General features: G+C 69.9%; 18 protein-coding genes and 1 tRNA gene. 12 read left to right on the forward strand and 7 right to left on the reverse strand.

From position 1 onward, the window contains the following. The first annotated feature begins 110 nt into the window (after positions 1–110). The 3 genes from ITJ57_RS07090 (at position 111) to ITJ57_RS07100 (ending at position 5,394) form a co-directional block, all read left to right on the forward strand. The gene (locus ITJ57_RS07090) at positions 111–1,325 is read left to right on the forward strand and encodes an ROK family transcriptional regulator (RefSeq protein ID WP_194669437.1); all 1,215 of its coding nucleotides are present in this window, start codon (positions 111–113) and stop codon (positions 1,323–1,325) included. 135 nt (positions 1,326–1,460) lie between these two features. After that, positions 1,461–5,162, forward strand: coding sequence for an AAA family ATPase (locus ITJ57_RS07095; RefSeq protein WP_370582247.1), 3,702 nt, complete (start codon positions 1,461–1,463; stop codon positions 5,160–5,162). A gap of 16 nt (positions 5,163–5,178) precedes the next feature. Then, complete coding sequence (locus ITJ57_RS07100; RefSeq protein ID WP_194670412.1) at positions 5,179–5,394, forward strand: hypothetical protein; 216 nt, start codon at positions 5,179–5,181, stop codon at positions 5,392–5,394. A gap of 37 nt (positions 5,395–5,431) precedes the next feature. On the opposite strand, the gene mscL is transcribed toward ITJ57_RS07100, so the two are convergent. Genes mscL through ITJ57_RS07115 form a run of 3 tightly spaced genes read right to left on the reverse strand, consistent with a single transcriptional unit; the run spans position 5,432 to position 6,888 of the window. Next, on the reverse strand, positions 5,432–5,878 hold the full coding sequence (mscL, locus tag ITJ57_RS07105; RefSeq protein WP_056778539.1) for a large conductance mechanosensitive channel protein MscL: 447 nt from the start codon (positions 5,876–5,878) through the stop codon (positions 5,432–5,434). 51 nt (positions 5,879–5,929) lie between these two features. Next, positions 5,930–6,256, reverse strand: coding sequence for an FmdB family zinc ribbon protein (locus ITJ57_RS07110; RefSeq protein WP_194669439.1), 327 nt, complete (start codon positions 6,254–6,256; stop codon positions 5,930–5,932). 32 nt (positions 6,257–6,288) lie between these two features. Next, complete coding sequence (locus ITJ57_RS07115; protein WP_056780934.1) at positions 6,289–6,888, reverse strand: 5-formyltetrahydrofolate cyclo-ligase; 600 nt, start codon at positions 6,886–6,888, stop codon at positions 6,289–6,291. 153 nt (positions 6,889–7,041) lie between these two features. On the opposite strand from ITJ57_RS07115, the gene galU reads away from it, so the two are divergent. From galU to ITJ57_RS07155, 8 genes are all read left to right on the forward strand, one after another. Beyond that, positions 7,042–7,935 carry a UTP--glucose-1-phosphate uridylyltransferase GalU gene (galU, locus tag ITJ57_RS07120; RefSeq protein ID WP_194669440.1) on the forward strand — a complete coding sequence of 298 codons (894 nt, stop codon included), beginning with the start codon at positions 7,042–7,044 and terminating at the stop codon, positions 7,933–7,935. Between the two features lie 121 nt (positions 7,936–8,056). Next, positions 8,057–8,710, forward strand: coding sequence for a GNAT family N-acetyltransferase (locus ITJ57_RS07125; protein WP_194669441.1), 654 nt, complete (start codon positions 8,057–8,059; stop codon positions 8,708–8,710). Positions 8,711–8,807: 97 nt separating this feature from the next. Beyond that, positions 8,808–9,833, forward strand: a complete 1,026-nt coding sequence (locus ITJ57_RS07130) for a hypothetical protein (protein WP_194669442.1) — start codon at positions 8,808–8,810, stop codon at positions 9,831–9,833. 146 nt (positions 9,834–9,979) lie between these two features. Then, positions 9,980–10,594, forward strand: coding sequence for a hypothetical protein (locus tag ITJ57_RS07135; RefSeq protein ID WP_056778534.1), 615 nt, complete (start codon positions 9,980–9,982; stop codon positions 10,592–10,594). A 51-nt stretch (positions 10,595–10,645) separates the two neighbouring features. After that, positions 10,646–10,722, forward strand: a tRNA-Ala gene (locus ITJ57_RS07140). A 162-nt stretch (positions 10,723–10,884) separates the two neighbouring features. Further along, a complete protein-coding gene (locus tag ITJ57_RS07145) occupies positions 10,885–12,060 on the forward strand; it encodes a N(5)-(carboxyethyl)ornithine synthase (RefSeq protein ID WP_194669443.1) in 1,176 nt (391 codons plus the stop codon). Positions 12,061–12,123: 63 nt separating this feature from the next. Beyond that, a complete protein-coding gene (locus ITJ57_RS07150; protein WP_370582250.1) occupies positions 12,124–13,359 on the forward strand; it encodes a mechanosensitive ion channel family protein in 1,236 nt (411 codons plus the stop codon). A gap of 185 nt (positions 13,360–13,544) precedes the next feature. Further along, positions 13,545–14,207 (forward strand): MurR/RpiR family transcriptional regulator, encoded by a 663-nt coding sequence (locus tag ITJ57_RS07155; protein WP_370582251.1) that lies wholly within the window; start codon positions 13,545–13,547, stop codon positions 14,205–14,207. A 16-nt stretch (positions 14,208–14,223) separates the two neighbouring features. On the opposite strand, the gene ITJ57_RS07160 is transcribed toward ITJ57_RS07155, so the two are convergent. Continuing rightward, positions 14,224–15,687: an MFS transporter gene (locus ITJ57_RS07160; RefSeq protein WP_228506531.1), complete on the reverse strand. Its 1,464-nt coding sequence runs from the start codon at positions 15,685–15,687 to the stop codon at positions 14,224–14,226. Positions 15,688–15,918: 231 nt separating this feature from the next. Here ITJ57_RS07160 and ITJ57_RS07165 point away from each other — a divergent pair, with 231 nt between their 5' ends. After that, complete coding sequence (locus tag ITJ57_RS07165) at positions 15,919–17,415, forward strand: serine hydrolase (RefSeq protein ID WP_194669444.1); 1,497 nt, start codon at positions 15,919–15,921, stop codon at positions 17,413–17,415. Between the two features lie 35 nt (positions 17,416–17,450). On the opposite strand, the gene ITJ57_RS07170 is transcribed toward ITJ57_RS07165, so the two are convergent. The 3 genes from ITJ57_RS07170 to ITJ57_RS07180 are packed head-to-tail and all read right to left on the reverse strand — an operon-like array spanning position 17,451 to position 20,087. After that, on the reverse strand, positions 17,451–17,702 hold the full coding sequence (locus ITJ57_RS07170) for a hypothetical protein (protein ID WP_056007644.1): 252 nt from the start codon (positions 17,700–17,702) through the stop codon (positions 17,451–17,453). Positions 17,703–17,727: 25 nt separating this feature from the next. Then, a complete protein-coding gene (locus tag ITJ57_RS07175; protein ID WP_370582253.1) occupies positions 17,728–18,693 on the reverse strand; it encodes an aldose 1-epimerase family protein in 966 nt (321 codons plus the stop codon). Positions 18,694–18,740: 47 nt separating this feature from the next. Further along, positions 18,741–20,087, reverse strand: a complete 1,347-nt coding sequence (locus ITJ57_RS07180; protein WP_370582255.1) for an MFS transporter — start codon at positions 20,085–20,087, stop codon at positions 18,741–18,743. Positions 20,088–20,144 lie beyond the last annotated feature (57 nt).

Consider the following 20,144-nt stretch of genomic DNA (forward strand, 5'->3'; position numbering starts at 1 on the left):
GATGCTCCGCGCCCGACCGGTCCCGGAGGTGCCCGAGAGGAGACGCGGCGGTGACCATCGGGTGACATCGCGGTGCCGCACGATGAAGCGCAGCCTGCTTTACTTATCGCATGACTGCAGGCGGATTCGGACACGGCGGCGGGATCGCGTCGGAGCGCATCGAGTCCTTCCCCTACACACCTGCCCGGCGTTTGCGGCCGAACGCCAAGGTGCTGCCGGAGCACGCCCGCGGCCACAACCGTGCGCTCGTCCTCCAGACGCTCTTCGCGAGCGGCGCCATGAGCCGTGCCGACATCGCGCGAGCCACCGGCCTCACGCGGGTGAGTATCTCCGACCTGGTCGCCTCGCTCATCGCCGACAACCTCATCGTCGAGGTCGGGTTGCGGGAGACCGCACGCCCGGGCAAACCCGCCACCCTCATCGACATCAACCGGGCCGAGTTCCAGATCGTCGGCCTCGACCTCTCCGACACCGAGCTGTTCCGCGGTGCCGTCCTCACCCTCGACGGTGACATCGTGACGATGCTGCAGGTGCCCCTCGACGGAGCGACGGGGGAAGCCGCGATCGCGAAGGCCGTGGCGCTCGCCGCCGACCTCGTCGACGAGGCGACGGTGGAGGTGCTCGGCCTCGGCGTCGGTTCGCCGGGCGTCGTGGACATCACCGGCACGGTGCGCAGCGCCCCGAACCTCGGCTGGACGGACGTGGACCTCCAGGGGGCGATCGAGCAGGTCGCCCAGGTCCCGGTCCTCGTCGCGAACGACGCCAACGCGGCGGTGCTCGCGGAGTACAGCTTCGGTGGGGCGGACGGCGACCTCATGCTCGTGAGCGTCGGCAACGGTGTCGGTGCCGGGTTGCTCGTCGGCGGCCACCCGCTGTTCGGCAGCCGGTTCGCGGCCGGCGAGATCGGTCACGTGGTCGTCGGTACGGATGGTGGCCCCCTCTGCGCCTGCGGGAAGCGCGGGTGCCTCGAAGCCTGGCTCGCCGTCCCGCACCTCCGGCAGCTGCTCGACGAGGTCGACGGGAGTGGCCTGCCGGTCGCGGAGGTCGAACGGCGCCGCGACGAGATCCTGCGGGCCGCCGGGGAACGCCTCGGCATCTCGCTCGCCGCCATCGTCGGTGCCCTGAACCTCTCGGAGATCGTCGTGAGCGGCCCGGAGGAGCTGCTCGGCGGCGTGCTGCTGGACGCGGCGATCGAGACCGTCCGGGCGCGCACCATGACCGAGTTCCACGGCGGTGTCCGGATCCGGATGAGTGAGCAGGGCTCGGACATCGTGCTGCGCGGGACCGCGGTGATGGTGCTCTCCGGCCTCCTCGGCGTCTCCTGACGGACGCTGGGCGCGCGCGTCGCACATTTCCTGGACGGACTCGACGAAAAACCGCACTGCTTCCCGGCGTTTCGCCCACCTGGCACGTATGGTGCAAGGGTGTGGCGGCTAGAGAAGAGACGGGATGACGGCGACGTGACGTCCGGAGTCGAGCGGGAAGCAGCGGAGTCGCAACTCCGCGAGGGTCCCGTCGCGGCATCGGCGGGCGTGGTCGACACGGCGCTGAACGCGTGGCGTCAGCAGCTCAGCACGGTCGGCGGACCCTCGCCCCTGCTGCACTTCGTCGATGCTCCGACGACCCGGGTCGAACTGAGTTCCACCCACCCCGGCGGCCTGCCGCAGTTCATCTCGGGGAAGTCGACGCTGTTGTCGAACCTCATCCGCGACGAGATCGCCCTCCGCGGAGCGAAGCGCGCCGCCGACCGCATCACCACCAAGGGCATCGAGCTCGCGACCGTCCGCGGCATCGACGCCGTGCACCTCGCCGTCGGTCTGGCCCAGTGGACGCACCAGGGTGAGGACTTCAGCGCCCCGGTCCTCCTGCGGCCGCTCGCCATCCGTCGGTACGGCCGCGACTTCGAGGTCAAACTCCGCGGTACCACCACGGCCAACCCGGAACTCGTGCGCGCGCTCCGTGAGCAGTTCGGCATCGTCCTCGACCCGGACGAGTTCGTCGCCCTGAGCGAGTCCGGCGGCGTCTTCAAGCCACAGCCCGTGATCGACCGCCTCCGCTCGCTCGCCGCTGGGCTCGAGTGGTTCACGGTCCAGCCCAGGCTGCTCGTCTCGTCCTTCGCCGCGGTCGGTCACTCCCTGCTGGACGACGCAGCGAAGCTCGACCACCCGATCCTCGACGCGGTCGCCGGCGATGAAGGTGCCATCGGCCTCGTGCGCAGCAGCTTCACCCCGGTGGACGCGCCCGGCCAGGACGACCGTCCGCCGTCGACCGACACCCTGCTGCTCGACGCCGACGTGGAGCAGGAGAACGTCATCGCGCAGATCGGCGCCGGCAATTCGCTCGTCGTCACCACGCTCCCGGGCACCGGCGGCACCCAGACGATCGTGAACGCCATCGGCGTGCTCGCGTCCCAGCACAAGCGCGTCCTCGTGGTGAGCCCTCGCCGCTCCACCCTCGAGGGCATCCGCCACCGCCTGACGAAGGTCGGGCTCCCTGGTCTCTGCGCGTCGCCGTCGACCCTCCGCCGCGACCTCATCCAGGCGATCACGCGGAACGAGCGCGCGATCCCGCCGCAGGTGGGGGAGGTCGACGACGCCCTCGTGCGTCTGCGTCGGGTCCTCATCGACTACCGCACCTCGCTGCAGGCGAAGGACCCGGACCTCCGGGTCTCCGTCATCGACGCCCTCGAGGCGCTCTCCAAGCTCTCGAAGCTGCCGAACCCGCCCGGGACCCTCGTCCGCCTCGACCGCCAGACGCTCGTGGGGCTCGCCGCCGGTCGTTCCCGTGCGGCCGAAGCGCTCGAAGGCGCGGCCGCCCTCGGTGAGTTCCGATACGGCCCCGGCGACTCGCCGTGGTACGGCGCCTCGTTCGACACGACCGCCGAGGCCCAGGAGACGCACGAGCTCGCCAAGCGCCTGCACCGCAAGGACCTCCCACAGTTGCTCGAGCGCGCCTACGGGCTCATCGGCCAGACGCAGATGCGTCCCTTCGAATCGATCGACGAACTCGGCATCTACCTCCGACTCCTCGCCGACATCCGCGAGACGCTCGACCGCTTCCAGCCCGACGTCTTCGACCGCTCGCTCGCCGACCTCATCGTCGCGACGAGCCCGCGGAAGGACTCGACGGCCATGTCCTCGGCCAGCCGCCGTCGTCTCAAGGCGCTCGCCAAGGAGTACCTGCGACCCGGCGCCCACGTGCCGGACATGAACGCCGCGCTCCGCCGGATCCAGCAGCAGCGCACCCTCTGGCAGCGCTACGTGACGACCGGCGCGCCGCCGGAAGTGCCGCTCGGCATCGCGGACGTCGAGCAGACGTACGCCATGGTCGCGGGGAAGCTCGAACTCGTCGACCAGCCGCTCGGCATCGCCGACACCCCTGACCGCCTCGGGCGCCTCGCCATCCCGAGCCTCGTCCGGACGATCTCCGAACTCGCCGCCGAATCCGAGGTGCTGCACAACCTCCAGGAGCGCACCGCGATCCTCGCCGGTCTGCGTGAGCAGGGCCTCGGCGAACTCATCATCGACCTGTCCCAGCGGCACGTGCCCCGGACACGCCTCGCCGACGAGCTCGAACTCGCCTGGTGGCAGTCGTTGCTCGAACTCGTCCTCACCGAGGACCGCGGTCTGCTCGGTGCGAACACGAGTGTCGTCGAGCGCCTCGAGTCCGACTTCCGCCTCGTGGACGAAGCGCACGCCTCCGCCTCCGGGCAGCTGCTCGCCTCGCTGCTCGCCGACACCTGGAAGATCGGCCTCGTCGACCACGCGACCGAGGGCATGGCCCTCCGTTCGCTCCTGAAGCGCGACCGACCGCTCCGAGCCGCCGAGCTCGAGCAGGCGGCTCCCACGCTCTCTCGCGTCCTCGCGCCGGTCTGGCTCGTCTCGCCGTACGAGGTGCCGCGCATCCCGGAGAGCGCCTCCTTCGACGCCGTCTTCCTCGTCGACGCCGGTGCCACCCTGCTCGCCGAGAACGTGGACGCCATCCGCCGCGCTCGTCAGGTCGTCGCGTTCGGCGACCCGGTCACGCAGAGCCCGTCGCCGTTCGAGATCCGTCTGACGGATCAGGAGGCGTCGCCGGAGCCGCACGCCGACCTCGCCGAGTTGCACCGCGAGTCCGCGCTCGAGCAGCTGAGCTCCGTCCTCCCGACCCTCATGCTGACGCGGTCCTACCGCGCCGGTGGCGAGGACCTCGCGGAGCTCGTCAACGAGCGGTTCTACGGCGGCCAGATCGACTCCCTTCCGTGGGCCGGCTCGTTCCTCGGCCACGGCAGCCTGAGCCTCGACTACGTGCCCGGCGGACTCGGCATGCCCGACCCCGTCACCGGCGCCGTCGAGAGCGTCGACGTCGAGGTCGAACGGGTCGTCGAACTCGTCCTCGAGCACGCGTCGAACCGTCCGCGCGAGTCGCTCATGGTGGTCACGGCGAGCGACAAGCACGCGGTGCGCGTCCAGCAGGCCGTCCTCGCCGCCTTCGCGCGTCGTGCCGACCTCTCCGACTTCCTCCTCCGCGAGCGCGCGGAGCCCTTCACCGTCCTGACGCTCGAGCAGTCCGTCGCCGAGAGTCGCGATCGCGTCATCTTCTCGATCGGATACGGGCTGACGCCGCACGGTCGGGTCCTGTCGGACTTCGGTGCGCTGGGCCAGCCCGGTGGGGACCGGTTGCTCGCGGTCGGCATGACGCGCGCCCGACGGTCCATGGTGATCGTCTCCTGCGTGCGTCCCGAGGACCTCGATCAGAACCGGATCCAGCACGGCATCCTCGCTCTCGCCCGCATCCTCACCGACACGTCACGACGTGCTTCCGAGGACCAGGCGACGCACGAGGCCGAGCCGATGCTCGTCGATCTCGCCACCCGTCTGGAGACGCTCGGGATGCGGGTCGACATGGGCTACCGCGGCAAGCTCGCGCTCGTCGCCTCATGGGGTGGCCGGGCCGTCGTCGTCGAGTGCGACGAGGAACTGGGTGACGCGAGCCTCCGCGAGTCGCTGCGGCTCCGCCCCGACGTCCTGCGCCGCCTCGGCTGGCACTACGTGCGGGTGCACAGCTTCGATTTGTTCGCCGACGCGGAGGCGGTCGCGCAGCGTGTCGCCGGCGTGCTCGGACTCACGACGACGGAACACCTCGACACCGCGCCGATCGCCGTGCAGGTCCCACGCCACTGATGGTCGGACGCTGATCATGCAGGACGATCAGGAGCCGGCGATCGTCCGCCCCCGAGGGTCGAGACGCGCGATCCGTCCCGGTGCTCCTGGGACGGATCCGGCGCCGCAACTCCCGGCCGGCCCGGTGAAGGCCACCGAGGACACCGACGAGGCCTGGGGCGGTGCCACGAAACCCGCCGGCGGCGGCGGGAACGACGCAGAGCTGCAACACAACGTCCCGCCCCACTGGTGAGCGGGACGGGACGTCGACAGCAGTTGCAGGCTGCGGGCTAGCGGCCGTCGGTCGTGTCGTCGCGTGCGGGCGGCAGCGGTGCGCTCGTGCCCGTCTTGAGGACGTCGCGGATCTCGGTGAGCAGGGACAGCTCGCTCGGAGCCGCCGCCTCGTCCGCGATGGTCGGCTTCGTCGTGACGCGCTTGAAGTGGTTCATCGGCAGCACGATGACGAAGTAGACGACGGCGGCGATGAGCACGAACTGGATCGCCGCACCGAGGAAGGCGCCGAACTGCAGATCGGCCGTCTGCCCGTCGAGGGTCGGGATCTTGACGACGAACGCGTCCTTCAGGCTCTCGGCCTTGAAGAGCGCACCCAGGAGCGGGTTGAAGATGTTCTCGACGAGCGAGTTGACGATCGCGGTGAATGCGGCCCCGATCACGACGGCCACGGCCAGGTCGATCACGTTGCCACGGAGGATGAACTCCTTGAAGCCTTTGAGCATGGGGTCTCCCTGATGATCGGGGATGGAACGGACCCTCGCTACGCTACCGGCTCAGGACGAGCTGCTCCCAGCCGAAGCCGGAGCCGGGCTCGAGGTCGAGGACGTGCCGGAGGAACCCTTGGCGTCGGACGAGGAGGACTTCGACGCGCCCTCCGAGCTGCCCGAGGACGCGGGGATGGAACTCGACCCCTTGCCGGCACCGGCCCGGGAGTCCGTGCGGTAGAAACCGGACCCGTTGAAGGTCACGCCGACCGCGCTGAAGAGCTTCCGCAGCTTGCCCGAGCAGGCCGGGCACTCGGTGAGCGAGTCGTCGGTGAACGCCTGCTGGATGTCGAAGGCATTGCCGCACTCGGTGCAGCGGTACGCATAGGTGGGCACGGGGTCTCCTGGGATGTGGTGGGTCGTCGCGCTCAGCGGCGCGGTCGGACCTGGTCGAAGTCGATGATGCGGCTCGGCGTGACCGCACCGCCGACGGGTTCGTCGTGGATCTCGCTCGGGACCTCGTCGAGGATCTCGGTGTCGTAGAGGACCGCGTAGACGGGTGGGCAGCGCTCCATCGAACCGAGCGTCTTGTCGAAGTAGCCACGACCCCAGCCCATCCGCATGCCACTGCCGTCGACGGCGGCCGCCGGCACGAGGATGAGGTCGACGTCGTTGATGGCGATGGGACCGAGCGTGGTGCCGACGACCTCTGGCGTGCCGGCGAAGCCGACCGTCTCGATGCCGTCCTCGCCGATCGTCCAGTCGAGGAGCCCGTCGGTGCGGGTCACGGGGAAGAGGATGCGGATGCCGGCTTCCTGGGCCCACTGAAGGAACGGACGCGTGTCCGGTTCGCTCGGTGAGGCGAGGTAGCAGGCCAACGAGGTCGCTCCGAGTCGGGAGACGAGGGCTCTGAGGTTGTCGGTCAGCCCGGTCGTCGACCGCTCCTTCTCGAGCGAGGTGAGCAGCTCACGCCGCTCACGGAGCTCGGCGCGGAGCGCTCGTTTCTCGTGCTCTGCGGGGCTCGTCATGGGTCCCATTCTAAACGGCTCGCCGCCGCCGTCGGCTCGTTGCGCGGCGACCTACCGGACAACTGCCGCGTCGTCCAGGGGTTGAGGGGATTTCACCCCCGTTCGAGGCCGTCTTCGACGACTTCCCCGGCTCCACACGATAGGTTTTCCCCTATGACCACTCGAGTTACCAAAGCAGTCATCCCCGCAGCAGGTCTCGGCACCCGGTTCCTCCCGGCCACCAAGGCGCTGCCCAAGGAGATGCTCCCCGTCGTCGACAAGCCGGCCATCCAGTACGTCGTCGAGGAGGCCGTCAGCGCCGGCCTGGCCGACGTCCTCATGATCATCGGCCGGAACAAGAACGCGCTCGCGAACCACTTCGACCGCGTGACGGAGCTCGAACTCAACCTCGCCAAGAAGGGCGACACCCAGCGCCTCGAGAAGGTCAACGAGTCCAACGAGCTCGCCGATATCCACTTCCTCCGCCAGGGTGACCCGAAGGGGCTCGGCCACGCCGTCCTCCGCGCCAAGCGCCACGTCGGCAACGAGCCCTTCGCGGTGCTCCTCGGCGACGACCTGATCGACGCGCGCGACGTCCTGCTCGAGCGCATGCTCGACGAGCAGGACAAGCGGAACGCGACGATCATCGCCCTCATGGAGGTCGACCCCGATTCCATCCACCTCTACGGCGCCGCCGCCGTCGAAGCCACCGACGACGCCGATGTCGTGCGGGTCACCGGCCTGGTCGAGAAGCCCGCCAAGGAGGACGCCCCGTCCAACCTCGCGATCATCGGCCGCTACGTGCTGAAGCCCGAGGTGTTCGAGATCCTCGAGCGCACCGAGCCGGGCAAGGGCGGCGAGATCCAGCTCACGGACGCGTTGCAGGAGATGGCCTCCGACGTCGAGGGCACCGGCGGTGTCTACGGCGTGATCTTCCGCGGCCGCCGGTACGACACCGGTGACCGTCTCGACTACATCAAGGCGATCGTGCAGCTCGCGGTCGACCGCGAGGACCTCGGTCCCGAGCTGCGGCCGTGGCTCAAGCACTTTGCCGGAGACCTCGACTGAGGACGGCCGACGACGCACGACGCGCCCCGGGTCCGCGAAAGCGGGCGTCGGGGCGCGGCTGCGTCGGTGACTCGGGGAGCGCTCCGCTAGGCTCGCCACAGGACGCGAGAGGGGTGGCAAAGTGGTGCAGGTCGTACCCGTTCTGAGCAGCGGACGAGTGAGCATCCGGCCCATCAAGGTCCGCGATGCGAGGCCGCTCGAGCGCGAGCTGGCGGAGAACCGCGCCTGGTTGCGCCGGTGGGAGGCAACGAGTCCTTACGGCCCTGTCCCGGCCGACAGTCGTGCGGCGATCCGGTCGTTGCAGAACCACGCGCGTTCCGGTGCCGGTCTCCCGTTCGTCATCGAGGTCGACGGCGAGTTCGCCGGCCAGCTCAACGTCTCCGGTATCACCTACGGTTCCCTGGCGTCCGCATCGATCGGGTACTGGGTGTCGCAGCGCTTCGCGGGCCTCGGCGCCACGCCGATCGCCACGGCCCTGGCGACGGACCACTGCTTCACCGCCCTGCAGCTCCACCGCCTGGAGATCTGCATCCGCCCGGAGAACGCACCGAGCCTGCGCGTGGTCGAGAAACTCGGCTTCCGCTACGAGGGACTCCGGCGTCGGTTCATCCACATCGACGGTGACTGGCGCGATCACTTCTGCTTCGCGCTCGTGCGCGAGGAGGTCCCCGGTGGTGTCCTGAACCGGTGGTTGGACGGCCAGGTCCCCAAGGACGCCAGTGTGATCCCCGAGTCGGACCGCATCGCCGCCGCCGTGCCCTTCCCGGGGCGTTGACCCCGCTCCACCACACATCGGTCGGTTTGGGGATCCATCCGCGGACACACCCCGCCGGTGATCGGTCAACGGGTCTCCACCCGCTACGGTCATGAACATGGACGGCGGATTCCTGAGCGGTGGGGTGATCATTCTGGTCGCGGCGATGCTGTGGCTGGTGTACCTGGTGCCCTCATGGGTGCGTGACAGTCAGTTCTCCGCCAGTGAGCGGAACGCGATCCGACTCCAGCAGACGCTCCGTGTGCTCGCCGAGACCGCCGAGGTGCCGGAGGCCGTCCGTCTCGAGGCCACCTCGCGCGAGGTCGCGGCCCAGCGGAAGCTGCTGAAGCAGCTCGAAGCCAGGACGAAGGCGACGGCGGAAGCCGCGGCGCGGGTCGAACTCGCCGAGGCCGACCGCATCCGGCGCGAGGAGGAAGCGAAGGCCGTGCAGGCCGAGGCCGCCGCTCGTGCCGCGGAGGACGCTCGTCGTGCAGCCGCCGCTGCAGCCCGAGCCGTCCAGCGCAACGCGCGCGCCGCGAAACTCGCGAGGAGCCGACGTCGTTCGCGGCTGCTCGCCACCACCGTGCTCGTCGCGTCCATCATCGGGTTCTGCTCCGGTGTCACCTCCTTCCTGGCCGGTGGGGGCCTCGTGCTCGGTGTCGCATCCACCGTCGTCGGGCTGCTGGCCCTGTCCGCCCTCTCGCGCATGTCGCGCATCGCCCACCGTGCCGTCGCGCCGGTGCCGGCGGTCGCGGTGACGACCAGGCGGGTCGAGTCGGCGCTCTTCGAGTACAACGAACCCGTCAAGGCTGCCTCGCAGGCGCAGACGTGGACCCCGACGGCCATTCCCAAGCCCCTGCACCTTTCCGAAGGTTCTTCCGCCGCAGCCGAGCTGGCGAAGGCCGACGCGTACGACCGGCTCCGTCAGGCCGCCATGCAGGAGGCCATCGCCTCGCGCGCCGAACGACTCGCTCCGGCCATGCCCACGATCGTCCGTCGCCCGGAGCCCGTCGCCGCGCCGCAGCCCGAGCGGATCGAACCACAGCCCGCCCCGAGCCGGTTCGCCGCCATGGGCGTCGTCGACGAGGGCGAGATCGCCGCCGGCGGCTCCACGCTCCTGCAGCGTCGCCGCGCCGCCGGCTGAACCGCAGCCGTCCACTCCGGTCGTTCATGAACCGGTCACCCGCTCCGGATAGACTTGTGGAGGGGGTTCGTCGATCTAGTCTCGTCGGCGCCCTGGAACGCGAAAGGTGACCGATGGGCGTGTGGCGCAAAGGCCGGCGGAAGCCGATGAAGCCCTACGTCGCGCCTCCCGAGGTCGCTCCGCCGCCGGTCGAGCACGCGGTCGAGGAAGGCCTGCTGATCGCCCGCTCGTGGACGGTGGTCGAGGTCACGAACTGGATCATCGAGCGAGCGCTCCGCGATGGTGCCTCCTACGACGCCGAGGCGACGCAGGCCGCCGTCCGCCGGGAGCTCGGGCGCATGGCGGACGAGCAGGAGGAGTACGCCGACCTGGCGCGGGAGGCCCGCCAGACGGCGTTCCAGCGTCGGGGGAGCGCCCGCCACCAGCACGACTACCGCGCGGGCGATCTCAGCGCGCTGTCGCGTCGTCGCGAGGTCTACTCGGGGCTCGCCGCAGAACTCCGTCGGGTGAGCCAGGACGAGGCCTTCGTCGCGGCGATCGCGGAGTCCGCTCGCGAGCGCGCCTGGGGCGATCTGGAGCGCGCCATCCAGGCGAAACTCGACCGAGTGCTCGACGAACCGGTCGTCGACGAGCACTACCGGCGCGCCAGGAGTCAGCGGCTCCGGTGGTTCCGCGACCTGGACCTCGCGGCGCTCATCGCGGCGAATCCACAGGACGGCGGCATGCCGGTCGACGACGGCCCGAACCCCTACGAGGAGTAGTTCCGCCGGTTCGAAACGGGTCGCGCGGTCTGCTAGCCTGGACGAGTAGTTGGGCCCATGGCGCAGTCCGGTAGCGCACCTCGTTCGCATCGAGGGGGTCAGGGGTTCGAATCCCCTTGGGTCCACCAACACGACGACAGCCCCGCACCTCACGGTGTGGGGCTGTCGTCTTCTCGGAGCGGTCGTGTTCCCGGCGCCGCGCGCGTGCCGCCACGCGTCGCCTCCGCGCTGCGTCCTGTACGGTCAGGGGCACGGCGCCGCCTCGGCACCCGTGAACGGGACGAGCAGTCATGCCAGCAGGATCCGAACCGACCGTGCAGCACGACAGCATCCTCGGGGTGGTCGGCACCTCGCTGAAGCCCGACGAGCGACGCGTCCCGATCCACCCGGCGCACTTCGAACGCATCCCCGAGGAGTTCCGGTCCCGGATCGTCGTCGAGCACGGGTACGGCGCGCGATTCGGTGTCTCGGACGAGGAGATCGCGCCGTACGTGCACGCGTTCGCCACGCGCTCGGAGGTCATCGCGCGGTCCGACGTCGTCCTCCTCCCGAAGCCGCAGCTCGAGGACGTCCAGGAACTCCGCGACGGACAGACGCTGTGGGGCTGGCCGCACTGCGTCCAGGACACCGCGCTCACGCAACTCGCGATCGACAAACGGCTCACCCTGATCGCCTTCGAGGCGATGAACCACTGGGCGGCCGACGGCAGCTTCGGGCTGCACGTCTTCCACAAGAACAACGAACTCGCGGGCTACAGCTCGGTGATCCATGCCCTGGAGCTCTGCGGCTCGACGGGCAGCTACGGTCGGCGCCTCACCGCCGTCGTCATCGGCTTCGGCGCGACCGCCCGAGGCGCGGTGACCGCGCTCAACGCCCACGGCATCCACGATGTGCGGGTGCTCACGAACCGTCGGGTGGCGGCGGTCGCATCGCCCATCCACTCCGCCCGCATGATCCAGTTCGACCACGACGACGGCCCCTACCTCAGCGAGGTCATCACCGACGAGGGGCGCGTCCCGCTCGCACCGTTCCTGGCGGAGAGCGACATCGTCGTGAACTGCACCCTGCAGGACCCGAACGCTCCGCTGCTGTACCTGCGCGAGGACGACCTGGGCGCGTTCCGTCCCGGCAGCCTCATCGTGGACGTCTCCTGCGACGAGGGGATGGCCTTCGAGTGGGCCCGGACGACCGGCTTCGACGACCCGATGTTCACCGTCGGGCGCGGGGACATCAACTTCTACGCCGTCGACCACAGCCCCTCGCTCCTCTGGAACTCGTCCAGCTGGGAGAACAGCGAGGCACTCCTGCCGTTCCTGCCCGTCGTGCTCGCCGGGCCGGCGGCCTGGGCCGACAGCCTGACCGTCGACCGCGCCGTCGAGATCCAGGACGGTGTCATCCGGAACGAGGCCATCGCCGAGTTCCAGCAGCGGACGATGGAGTACCCGCACCCGATCATCTCGGCCTGAGAGGTTCGTGGCAGGCCGCACAAGCGGTCGATCCCGGCGGACGAGCGCCCCTACGCTTGACGCTTGCGCGCTGCAGGAGCAGGGCGCGACCAAGGACTGCAGGACCAGCTCGAGGAGGCACGGATGTTCGTTTGGGAGAGCTGGTGGGGTGTCGCCGCAGCAGCGGGGATCGCGGCCGTCGTGGCGCTCGTCGTGCTCGCCGTCGTCTCGGTGGCGTTCCGTCTGGCGGCCAGACGGCGGGCCTGGCCGGCGGCCCTCGCGGGGAGTGCGCGTCACCCGTTCCGTGCGCTCGTGATCCTCGTGGCGGTGTGGCTGGCGGTGGCGGCGACGCTGCCGGACGAGAACGTCCGCGGGCTCATCGATCAGGGCTTCCGGATCGCCGTGATCGCCGCGGCCACCTGGCTGGTCGCCGCGCTCCTCGCCTTCGTCATCGGGCTCGGACAGGCGCGGTACCGTGTCGACGTCCCGAACAACAAGGTCGCCCGACGCATGCAGACGCAGCTCGCGCTCGTCCGTCGGCTCGCGATCGCGGTCGTCGTCATCGTCGGTGCCGCGTCGATCCTGCTGACGTTCCCCGGCGTGCAGGGCGTCGGAGCGAGTGTGCTCGCCTCGGCCGGCGTCGTCAGCATCGTCGCCGGCCTCGCCGCGCAGTCCGTGCTGGGCAACGTCTTCGCGGGGATCCAGCTCGCCTTCAGCGACGCCATCCGCGTCGACGACGTCGTGATCGTCGAGGGGGAGTGGGGTCGCATCGAGGAGATCACGCTCACCTACGTCGTCGTCGGCATCTGGGACGACCGGCGGATGGTGCTGCCCTCCACCTACTTCACGTCGACGCCGTTCCAGAACTGGACCCGGAACACCAGCGAGCTGCTCGGTTCGGTGGAGTTCGACCTCGACTGGTGGGTGAGTCCCGCCGTCATGCGCACCGAGCTGGAGCGCATCCTCGACCGCACCGACCTCTGGGACGGCCGGGCGCAGGTGCTGCAGGTCACGGACGCCGTCGGCGGGTACGTGCGCATCCGCATCCTCGTCACGGCGGTGGACGCTCCGACGCTCTTCGACCTGCGCTGCCTCGTACGCGAGCAGATGGTGGAGTGGATCCTCGCGCAGAACCCCTCTGCGATCCCGCGCAACCGCGTGCAGATGGTGGAGCAGGAACCACGCCCGGTCCCGAAGCGCGGTGGGCCCGTGACGGAACCGGTCGGACTGTTCAGCGGCAGCGTGGAGGCCGAGCAGCGGGCGAGCCTGTTCACGTCCTCGATCACGCTGCCCGAGGCGGACGAGCAGCGCGAGCGCTGATCGCGGGCCGGCCGCGTCGGTCTGCACCGAATCGTTGTCGTTCCGGCGATCCTGTATGCGCTTCCGCTCGCTACCATCGAGGGAACCTCGCCGGGTGACCTGCCGGCGGGCCGTCGGTGCCCCTGCCGACCTGGACGGACGACGCCTGACCGCACGACGGTGTCTGCAGGCGAAGGAGACCCCGCGTGAACGACGACATCCGCTTCCTCACCGAGGAGGACACGGCCGTCGCCGGTGAGCGGCCGGAGCAGCGACTGGAACGACGGTCGGCCTCCGTGCTGAAGCATCGGCTCCTCGACCAGGAGCGCAAACAGTTCGAGGACTCGCTCGCCTGGGCGAAGACCGACGGCGCACTCGAACGTGCGGCCGCCCTCATCGTGTCCGCCCGCCGACGCTTCCTCATCGGGGCGTCGAAGTCTTTCACCTACGCGTCGCTGCTCGCCGCCGATCTCAGTTACGGCCTGGCGAACGTCACCCTGATCGACGGCACCATCGTCCGCCCCCTCGACGTCCTCAGCGACGTGCGGTCGAGCGATGTGATGATCGCCGTGTCGTTGCGGCGGTACCGCAAGTACACGATCGCCTCGGCCGTCCCCTTCGCGCAGGCCGGTGGTAGCCTCGTCCTCATCACCGACGCCCCCGACGCACCGTTGACCCCCTACGCGGATGAGACGATCGTGGTCGGGCGAGCCGACGACGGCCACCCGAGCTCCTCGATCGGGATCGCGCTCACCCTCCACCTCCTCGCCACGCTCACGACGGCCAGCGCCAAGGGTGCCGGCCGACGTGCGGTGGAGCGGGAACGGTTGGCCGAGACCCTCGGGGTCTACGTGGACCGGGAAGGCTGAACCGCCGCTGCGACGGTCATTTCCCGGGGCGCTTGCCGTCCCGGACGATCGACAGCGGTTCGGTGATGTCCTCGAGCGACTTCCGGGCCGCGTCGACGCCGAAGATGAGGGCGATGAGACCGCCGAGGACCATCACCCCGGCTCCGATGAAGTAGCCGACGGTCAGCGGGCCCCGGTCCGTGCCGTCGCCGATGAGGATCCCGTACAGCAGCGGCGCGACCGAACCGGCGATCTGACCGATCGCGAAGAAGTACCCGATGACCTGGCTGCGGAGTTCGAGCGGGAAGATCTCGCTCACCGTGAGGTAGGCGCTCGACGCTCCTGCCGAGGCGAAGAAGAACGACACGCACCAGAAGATCGTCTGCGTCGTCGCATCCAGCACGCCGGCGTTGAAGAGGACGGCCGACACGGCGAGCACCGCACCTGAGACCCCGTACGTCAGGAAGATCATCTGACGACGACCCCAGGTGTCGAAGAGTCGCCCGAGAAGGAGTGGCCCGAGCAGGTTCCCGATGGCGAACGGGAAGAAGTAGTACTGGGTCGACGACGGGCTCGTTCCGTAGAAGTTCTGGAGGACGAGCGCGTAGGTGAAGAAGATCGCGTTGTACAGGAACGACTGCGTGATCATCATCGCCAGGCCGACGAAGGTGCGCTTCGGGTAGGTCCGGAAGAGGACGCCGAAGATCGTGCGAATCGGGATGTGCCCCTGCGCCTGCACGGTGAGTGCCTTCGAGTCGTCGACGGGATCGATCGTGCCGCCCTGCTTGCGGACCGTGTCCTCGATCTCGTCGACCGTGGCCTCCGCCTCCTGCTCCCGCCCGTGCGTCATGAGCCAGCGCGGGCTCTCGGGGATGTGCCGCCGGAGGAAGATGATCAGGAGGCCGAGGACCGGGCCGATGAAGAAGCCGATCCGCCAGCCGACGTCCTCGGCGAAGTAGTCGGTGTTCAGCAGGAACAGGTTCGCGGCCGATCCGAGCGCGGCGCCGCCCCAGTAGGTGCCGTTGATCGCGATGTCGACGTGGCCACGGTACTTCGACGGGATGAGCTCGTCGATGGCCGAGTTGATCGCGGCGTACTCGCCTCCGATGCCCATGCCGGCGAAGAAGCGGAAGATGGCGAGGAACCAGAACGTGGGTGAGAGTCCGGCGATACCACTCGCGATCAGGTAGATCGCGAGCGTGAGGATGAAGAGCTTCTTGCGTCCGAGCCGGTCGGCCATCCGCCCGAAGACGAGGGCGCCGGTGACCTGGCCGAGCAGGTAGATCGTCCCGAGGAGACCGACCTCGGCGGCCGAGAGCCCCAGGGACTTCTGGAACCCGGCCGAGGCGACGATCTGGATCTCGAGTCCGTCGAGCACCCAGGAGAACCCGAGACCGACGACGATCATCCAATGGAACCTGGTCCAGGGCAATCGATCCATCCTGGCGGGGACGAGACTCTTGACGGGACCCGGCTGCCCGGAGGCCGACGTGCTCGACATGGAACGACTCCTTCCACGGCCGTCCCCTCGACGGTCGATCCGGGAGATGACGCTACTCCCGAGGCGCGGATCCGACGCCGCAGATCTCGCCCCCTTGACTTCATCCGGAGAGAGGAGCACAGTACGCCCGGCACACCCCCCCCGGTGGTGATCGTCGTCGCGGAATGGTCGTACGCTCGAACGGCGAGTGAACCGCGGACGGCGGTGCGCCGCCGCCGAGGAGGAGACGAGATGCACCTGGTGGAGGACGGCACGGAGACGGGTATCGCCCGCGTGTTCGAGGACCGGATCGCCGGTGGCGTCGCTCCCGGATCGTACGTCGCGGTGTTCGATCGCGATCGGGTCCGCTTCTCGCGCGGCTTCGGCGAGATCACCCGAGGCGGCGACGTGCCCGACGAGGACACGCTCTTCCGCATCGCCTCCTGCACGAAGAGCTTCACCGCGGCCGTCCTCCTCATCCTCCGCGACACCGGCCGGCTCGACCTCGACAGCCCGGTGGACGAGTTCGTCCCGGAGTTCGCCCCGGTCACGCCCGGTGGGGTGGCCGTCCGGCCGACGGTCCGGATGCTGCTCACGATGTCGGGCGGGCTCGGGACGGACGATCCGTGGGCCGACCGCCAGGAGTCGATCACACCTACGGAGTTCCGTCGGTTGCTGGTGCGCGGCGTGCGGTGCGTCACCGTGCCTGGGACGGCGTTCGCCTACTCGAACCTCGGCTACGCGCTCCTCGGGCAGGTCATCGAGCGGGTGACGGGCGGGCGGTTCGTGGACGCGGTGACGTCACTCCTGCTGGAACCGCTCGGGCTCGGTGCCGTGTTCGAGCGACCCGACCGCGAGCGCCCGACGGACGGCGAAGCGATCACGGCGATGGGTCACCGCGCCCGGCGGGACCGAGCCGTCGACGCGGATGACCGGTTCGTCGAGGTCCCGTTCTCGGGTCCTGGGGTCTTCTCCGCGATCGGCGGGCTCTTCGCTTCGGCGACCACGATGATCGGGTGGGTCCGTTGGCTCGACGCCGCGTGGACGGGTGACGAGAGCGGCCCGCTGTCGAGCGCGAGTCGTCGCGAGATGCAGCAGCTGCACCGTCTCGCCCCACCGCGTCCCTCGCTCGACGGGCTCCCGCCGCGCCACGCGCTCGGCTACGGCTTCGGACTCTTCGTGGAGGAGGACGCCGCGCTCGGGACGCTCGTGTCGCACTCGGGCGGATACCCGGGCTACAGCGCGCACATGCGCTGGCACCCGGCTTCCGGCATCGGCGTCGTCGCGTTCGAGAACGCCGGATACGCGGCCGTGGCGAAGCCTGCCGAACAGGTACTCCGGCTGGCGATCGCCGATGCGCAGGTATCCGGCGAGCTCGCCGAACCCGCGATCCGTCCCTGGCCGGAGACCCTCGTCGCGTCGATGACCGCGACCGGGCTCCTGTCGCACTGGGACGACCGGGTCGCGGCATCGTTGTTCGCCGAGAACGTCGCGCTCGACGTCCCGCTGGACGAACGACGCACCGCGGCCGAGGCTGCCGTCGCGGCGGTCGGCGGCATCGCCGAGGTGGCGTCCGGCCGTGCCACACCCGTCTGCGACTCGCCGGACCATCTCGTCTGGTTCGTCGAGGGCGAGCGGGGCCGGCTCCGTCTCGAGGTCCGGATGACCCCGGTGGTGCCGCTGCGCGTCCAGACGTTCACCGTGACGGTCGATCATGAGGGGCCGGAGACGACGGACGCCGACGACTGAGGATCAGTCGCCGGCGTCCGGATGGTCGGTTCGGGTCAGCCGATCGAGTCGTCGTCGCCGTTCCCGTTGCGGTTGGTCGGAGAGATCTCCTCGGTGGCCTCCACGTACTCGTAGGCGGTCGTCGTCGGGCCGTCGTGGTCGCCGGTGTTCGTCGCCTCGCCGGCGGGGCGGTAGATGAGCTGGCCTTCGCCGTAGGGGAGGACGAGTTCGCCGTCCTGGCCGTCTTCGAGCGGGATGATCTCGCTATCGAGCGGACCACCGATGAGTTTCGCAAGCGTCTGTGACATGTCGCCAGCCTAACGCCGACCGCTGTCAGAGTGCTGCGATGGTCCAGGACACCCGGTGTGGTGTATTGGGGGCCAGCACGACGAGGTCGGTGCCCGTCGAGAAGGCGTCGGGTGGGCAGGTCATCGGCTCGACGGCGAGACCCAGTCGGTCGAGTTCCGGGACCGGCTGGTCGGCCGTGTGGACCTGCACCCACGGCAGCCCGTCGCCCCAGTGCATGACGACACCGCTGCCGGAGGGGGCCGTCACGCGCACCGAGACCCGCCCATCGGCGTCGCGCCCGAGCGAGGTGTAGGCGTGGTCGACGAAGGTGTCGCCGATGGTCCGTGGCGAGCGGAAGTCGAAGTGCTCGGTGTCCGCGGTGTCGACCGGCTCGAGGGAGACGGGGATGAGCCGGTCCGGCGTGACGGTGAGCACCTGGGATGCGGGCAGTTCGAGGGTCCAGTCGTCCACATGCCCATCGCCGGCGACGAGGTACGGGTGCGGTCCGGTGCCGTACGGGGCGTCGACATCGCCGAGGTTCACCGCCTCCACCTCGGTGTGCAGGCCGTCGTCGTCGAGGGTGTACGTCGTGCTGACCTGGACACGGAACGGATACCCGTCCTGCGCCTCGATTATGCAGCGGAAGGTCGCCGACGACGAGCTCGACGCGATCAGCTCCCATTCGGCCCAGGCCGCGAGTCCGTGGAGGGCGTGACCGCGTGCCGGCTCGGTGAGCGCGAGGCGGTGGTCGACGCCGGCGAACGTGTAGCGACCGTCGACGACGCGGTTGGGCCAGGGCGCCAGCACCGCGCCGCGGAATGCCGGCCGGACCTCGTCGGCGTCGAACGGGACGACGAGGTCACGGCCGTCGTGCCGCAGGAACCGCAGCGAGGCCCCGACCGAGGCGATCGACGCGGTGTAGGCGCCGTGTTCGAGATCGACCTGCCGACCCGAGATCGGACGTCGTTCGACGGAGGTGGACGGGGAGACGGCGTTGGCGGATTCGATCACGGCCCCATTCTGTCGCATCACCGACGCTCGGCCGGGTGGCGGGACGGTCAGTCGAGCGAGCGCCCGCGCCGGTCGGAGAGGAACAGTGCGGCCACCGCGGCGACGACGAAGAACGCCGCGAACACGGAGAAGAGCAGCGCGTTCCCGGCGACGAGCAGCACGGGGACCGACAGGGGAGCGATGATCGACGCGATGCGCCCGATCCCGGCCGCCCACCCGGCACCGGTCGCCCGGAGCTCGGTCGGATACAGTTCCGGCGTCGTCGCGTACAGCGCGCCCCACGCACCGAGGTTGCAGAAGGACAGGCACATGCCGAATGCGATGATCATCGGCTCCGTCGTCGCCGTGCCGAAGAGGACCGCCGACACGGCCGAACCGGCGAGGAAGGTCGCCAGGGTCTGCTTCCGGCCCCACGCCTCGATGAGCCAGGCCGACACCGCGTAGCCGGGCAGCTGGGCCAGCGTGATGATCAGCGTGAAGCCGAAGGATCGGACGAGCGAGAAGCCGGAGGCGACGAGGATCGTCGGGATCCAGATGAACGCTCCGTAGTAGGAGAAGTTCACGCAGAACCACACGATCCAGAGCGATGCGGTGTCTCGGCGGTGCTCCCGCACCCACAGGCCGCGCAGCCGCTGCCCGGCGGAGAGGCCGGAACTCGCGGGGGTGTCGCCCGCGGTGCCGCCGGGAACCTCGACGTTGTCGACGCCGGCGGAGGCCTCGAACTCGCGGACGACCGCTTCGGCCTCGCGGTGGCGGCCGCGCGATTCGAGGAAGCGCACCGACTCCGGCAGGCGCGTCCTCACGATGGCGGCGTAGATCGCGGGGAGCGCGCCGATGGCGAGCGCCCACCGCCAGCCGTCGTCGCTCGTCGGCACGACGAGGTAGCCGATGAGCGCGGCAGCGATCCACCCGACGGCCCAGAACGCCTCGAGGAAGACGATGATCCGGCCGCGGATCCGCGGCGGGGCGAACTCGCTCATGAGGGTCGAGGCGACGGGGAGCTCCGCGCCGAGCCCGAGGCCGACGACGAAGCGCAGCACGATCAGGACCCCGAGCCCCCAGGCCAGCGCCGAGGCGCCCGTCGCGATGCCGAAGACGAGCAGCGTGATGGCGAAGACGTGGCGGCGGCCGACCCGATCGGCGAGGAGCCCGCCGAGGGTCGCTCCGATGGCCATCCCGAGGAACCCGGCCGAGGCGATCCAGGACAGCTCGGTGTTCCCGAGTTGCCACTGGACGGCGAGCTGGGCAAGGACGAAGGAGACAAGCCCGACGTCCATGGCGTCGAGCGCCCACCCGACACCGGAACCGACGAGGAGTCGTCCGTGCGCCTTCGTGAACGGGAGCGCATCGAGGCGCTCGCTGCGGCTGCGAGGGGTGGTGGGCGCGGTGGACACGTCACCATTCTGGTGCAGGATGCACCCACCGGGGCCGCTCTGTCGCAGATAGGCTGA

This window comes from Plantibacter sp. VKM Ac-2880, from assembly GCF_015351235.1.
In the GTDB taxonomy this organism is placed as follows: domain Bacteria; phylum Actinomycetota; class Actinomycetes; order Actinomycetales; family Microbacteriaceae; genus Plantibacter.

What these genes read in the sequence shown, in the direction of transcription:
- ITJ57_RS07135 (WP_056778534.1), top strand. Translation starts at nt 9,980, where the DNA reads ATGAAGCCCTACGTCGCGCCTCCCGAGGTCGCTCCGCCGCCGGTCGAG.
- ITJ57_RS07145 (WP_194669443.1), top strand. Translation starts at nt 10,885, where the DNA reads ATGCCAGCAGGATCCGAACCGACCGTGCAGCACGACAGCATCCTCGGG.
- ITJ57_RS07165 (WP_194669444.1), top strand. Translation starts at nt 15,919, where the DNA reads ATGCACCTGGTGGAGGACGGCACGGAGACGGGTATCGCCCGCGTGTTC.
- ITJ57_RS07115 (WP_056780934.1), bottom strand. Translation starts at nt 6,888, where the DNA reads ATGACGAGCCCCGCAGAGCACGAGAAACGAGCGCTCCGCGCCGAGCTC.
- ITJ57_RS07160 (WP_228506531.1), bottom strand. Translation starts at nt 15,687, where the DNA reads ATGTCGAGCACGTCGGCCTCCGGGCAGCCGGGTCCCGTCAAGAGTCTC.
- galU (WP_194669440.1), top strand. Translation starts at nt 7,042, where the DNA reads ATGACCACTCGAGTTACCAAAGCAGTCATCCCCGCAGCAGGTCTCGGC.
- ITJ57_RS07100 (WP_194670412.1), top strand. Translation starts at nt 5,179, where the DNA reads ATGCAGGACGATCAGGAGCCGGCGATCGTCCGCCCCCGAGGGTCGAGA.
- ITJ57_RS07170 (WP_056007644.1), bottom strand. Translation starts at nt 17,702, where the DNA reads ATGTCACAGACGCTTGCGAAACTCATCGGTGGTCCGCTCGATAGCGAG.
- ITJ57_RS07090 (WP_194669437.1), top strand. Translation starts at nt 111, where the DNA reads ATGACTGCAGGCGGATTCGGACACGGCGGCGGGATCGCGTCGGAGCGC.
- ITJ57_RS07130 (WP_194669442.1), top strand. Translation starts at nt 8,808, where the DNA reads ATGGACGGCGGATTCCTGAGCGGTGGGGTGATCATTCTGGTCGCGGCG.
- mscL (WP_056778539.1), bottom strand. Translation starts at nt 5,878, where the DNA reads ATGCTCAAAGGCTTCAAGGAGTTCATCCTCCGTGGCAACGTGATCGAC.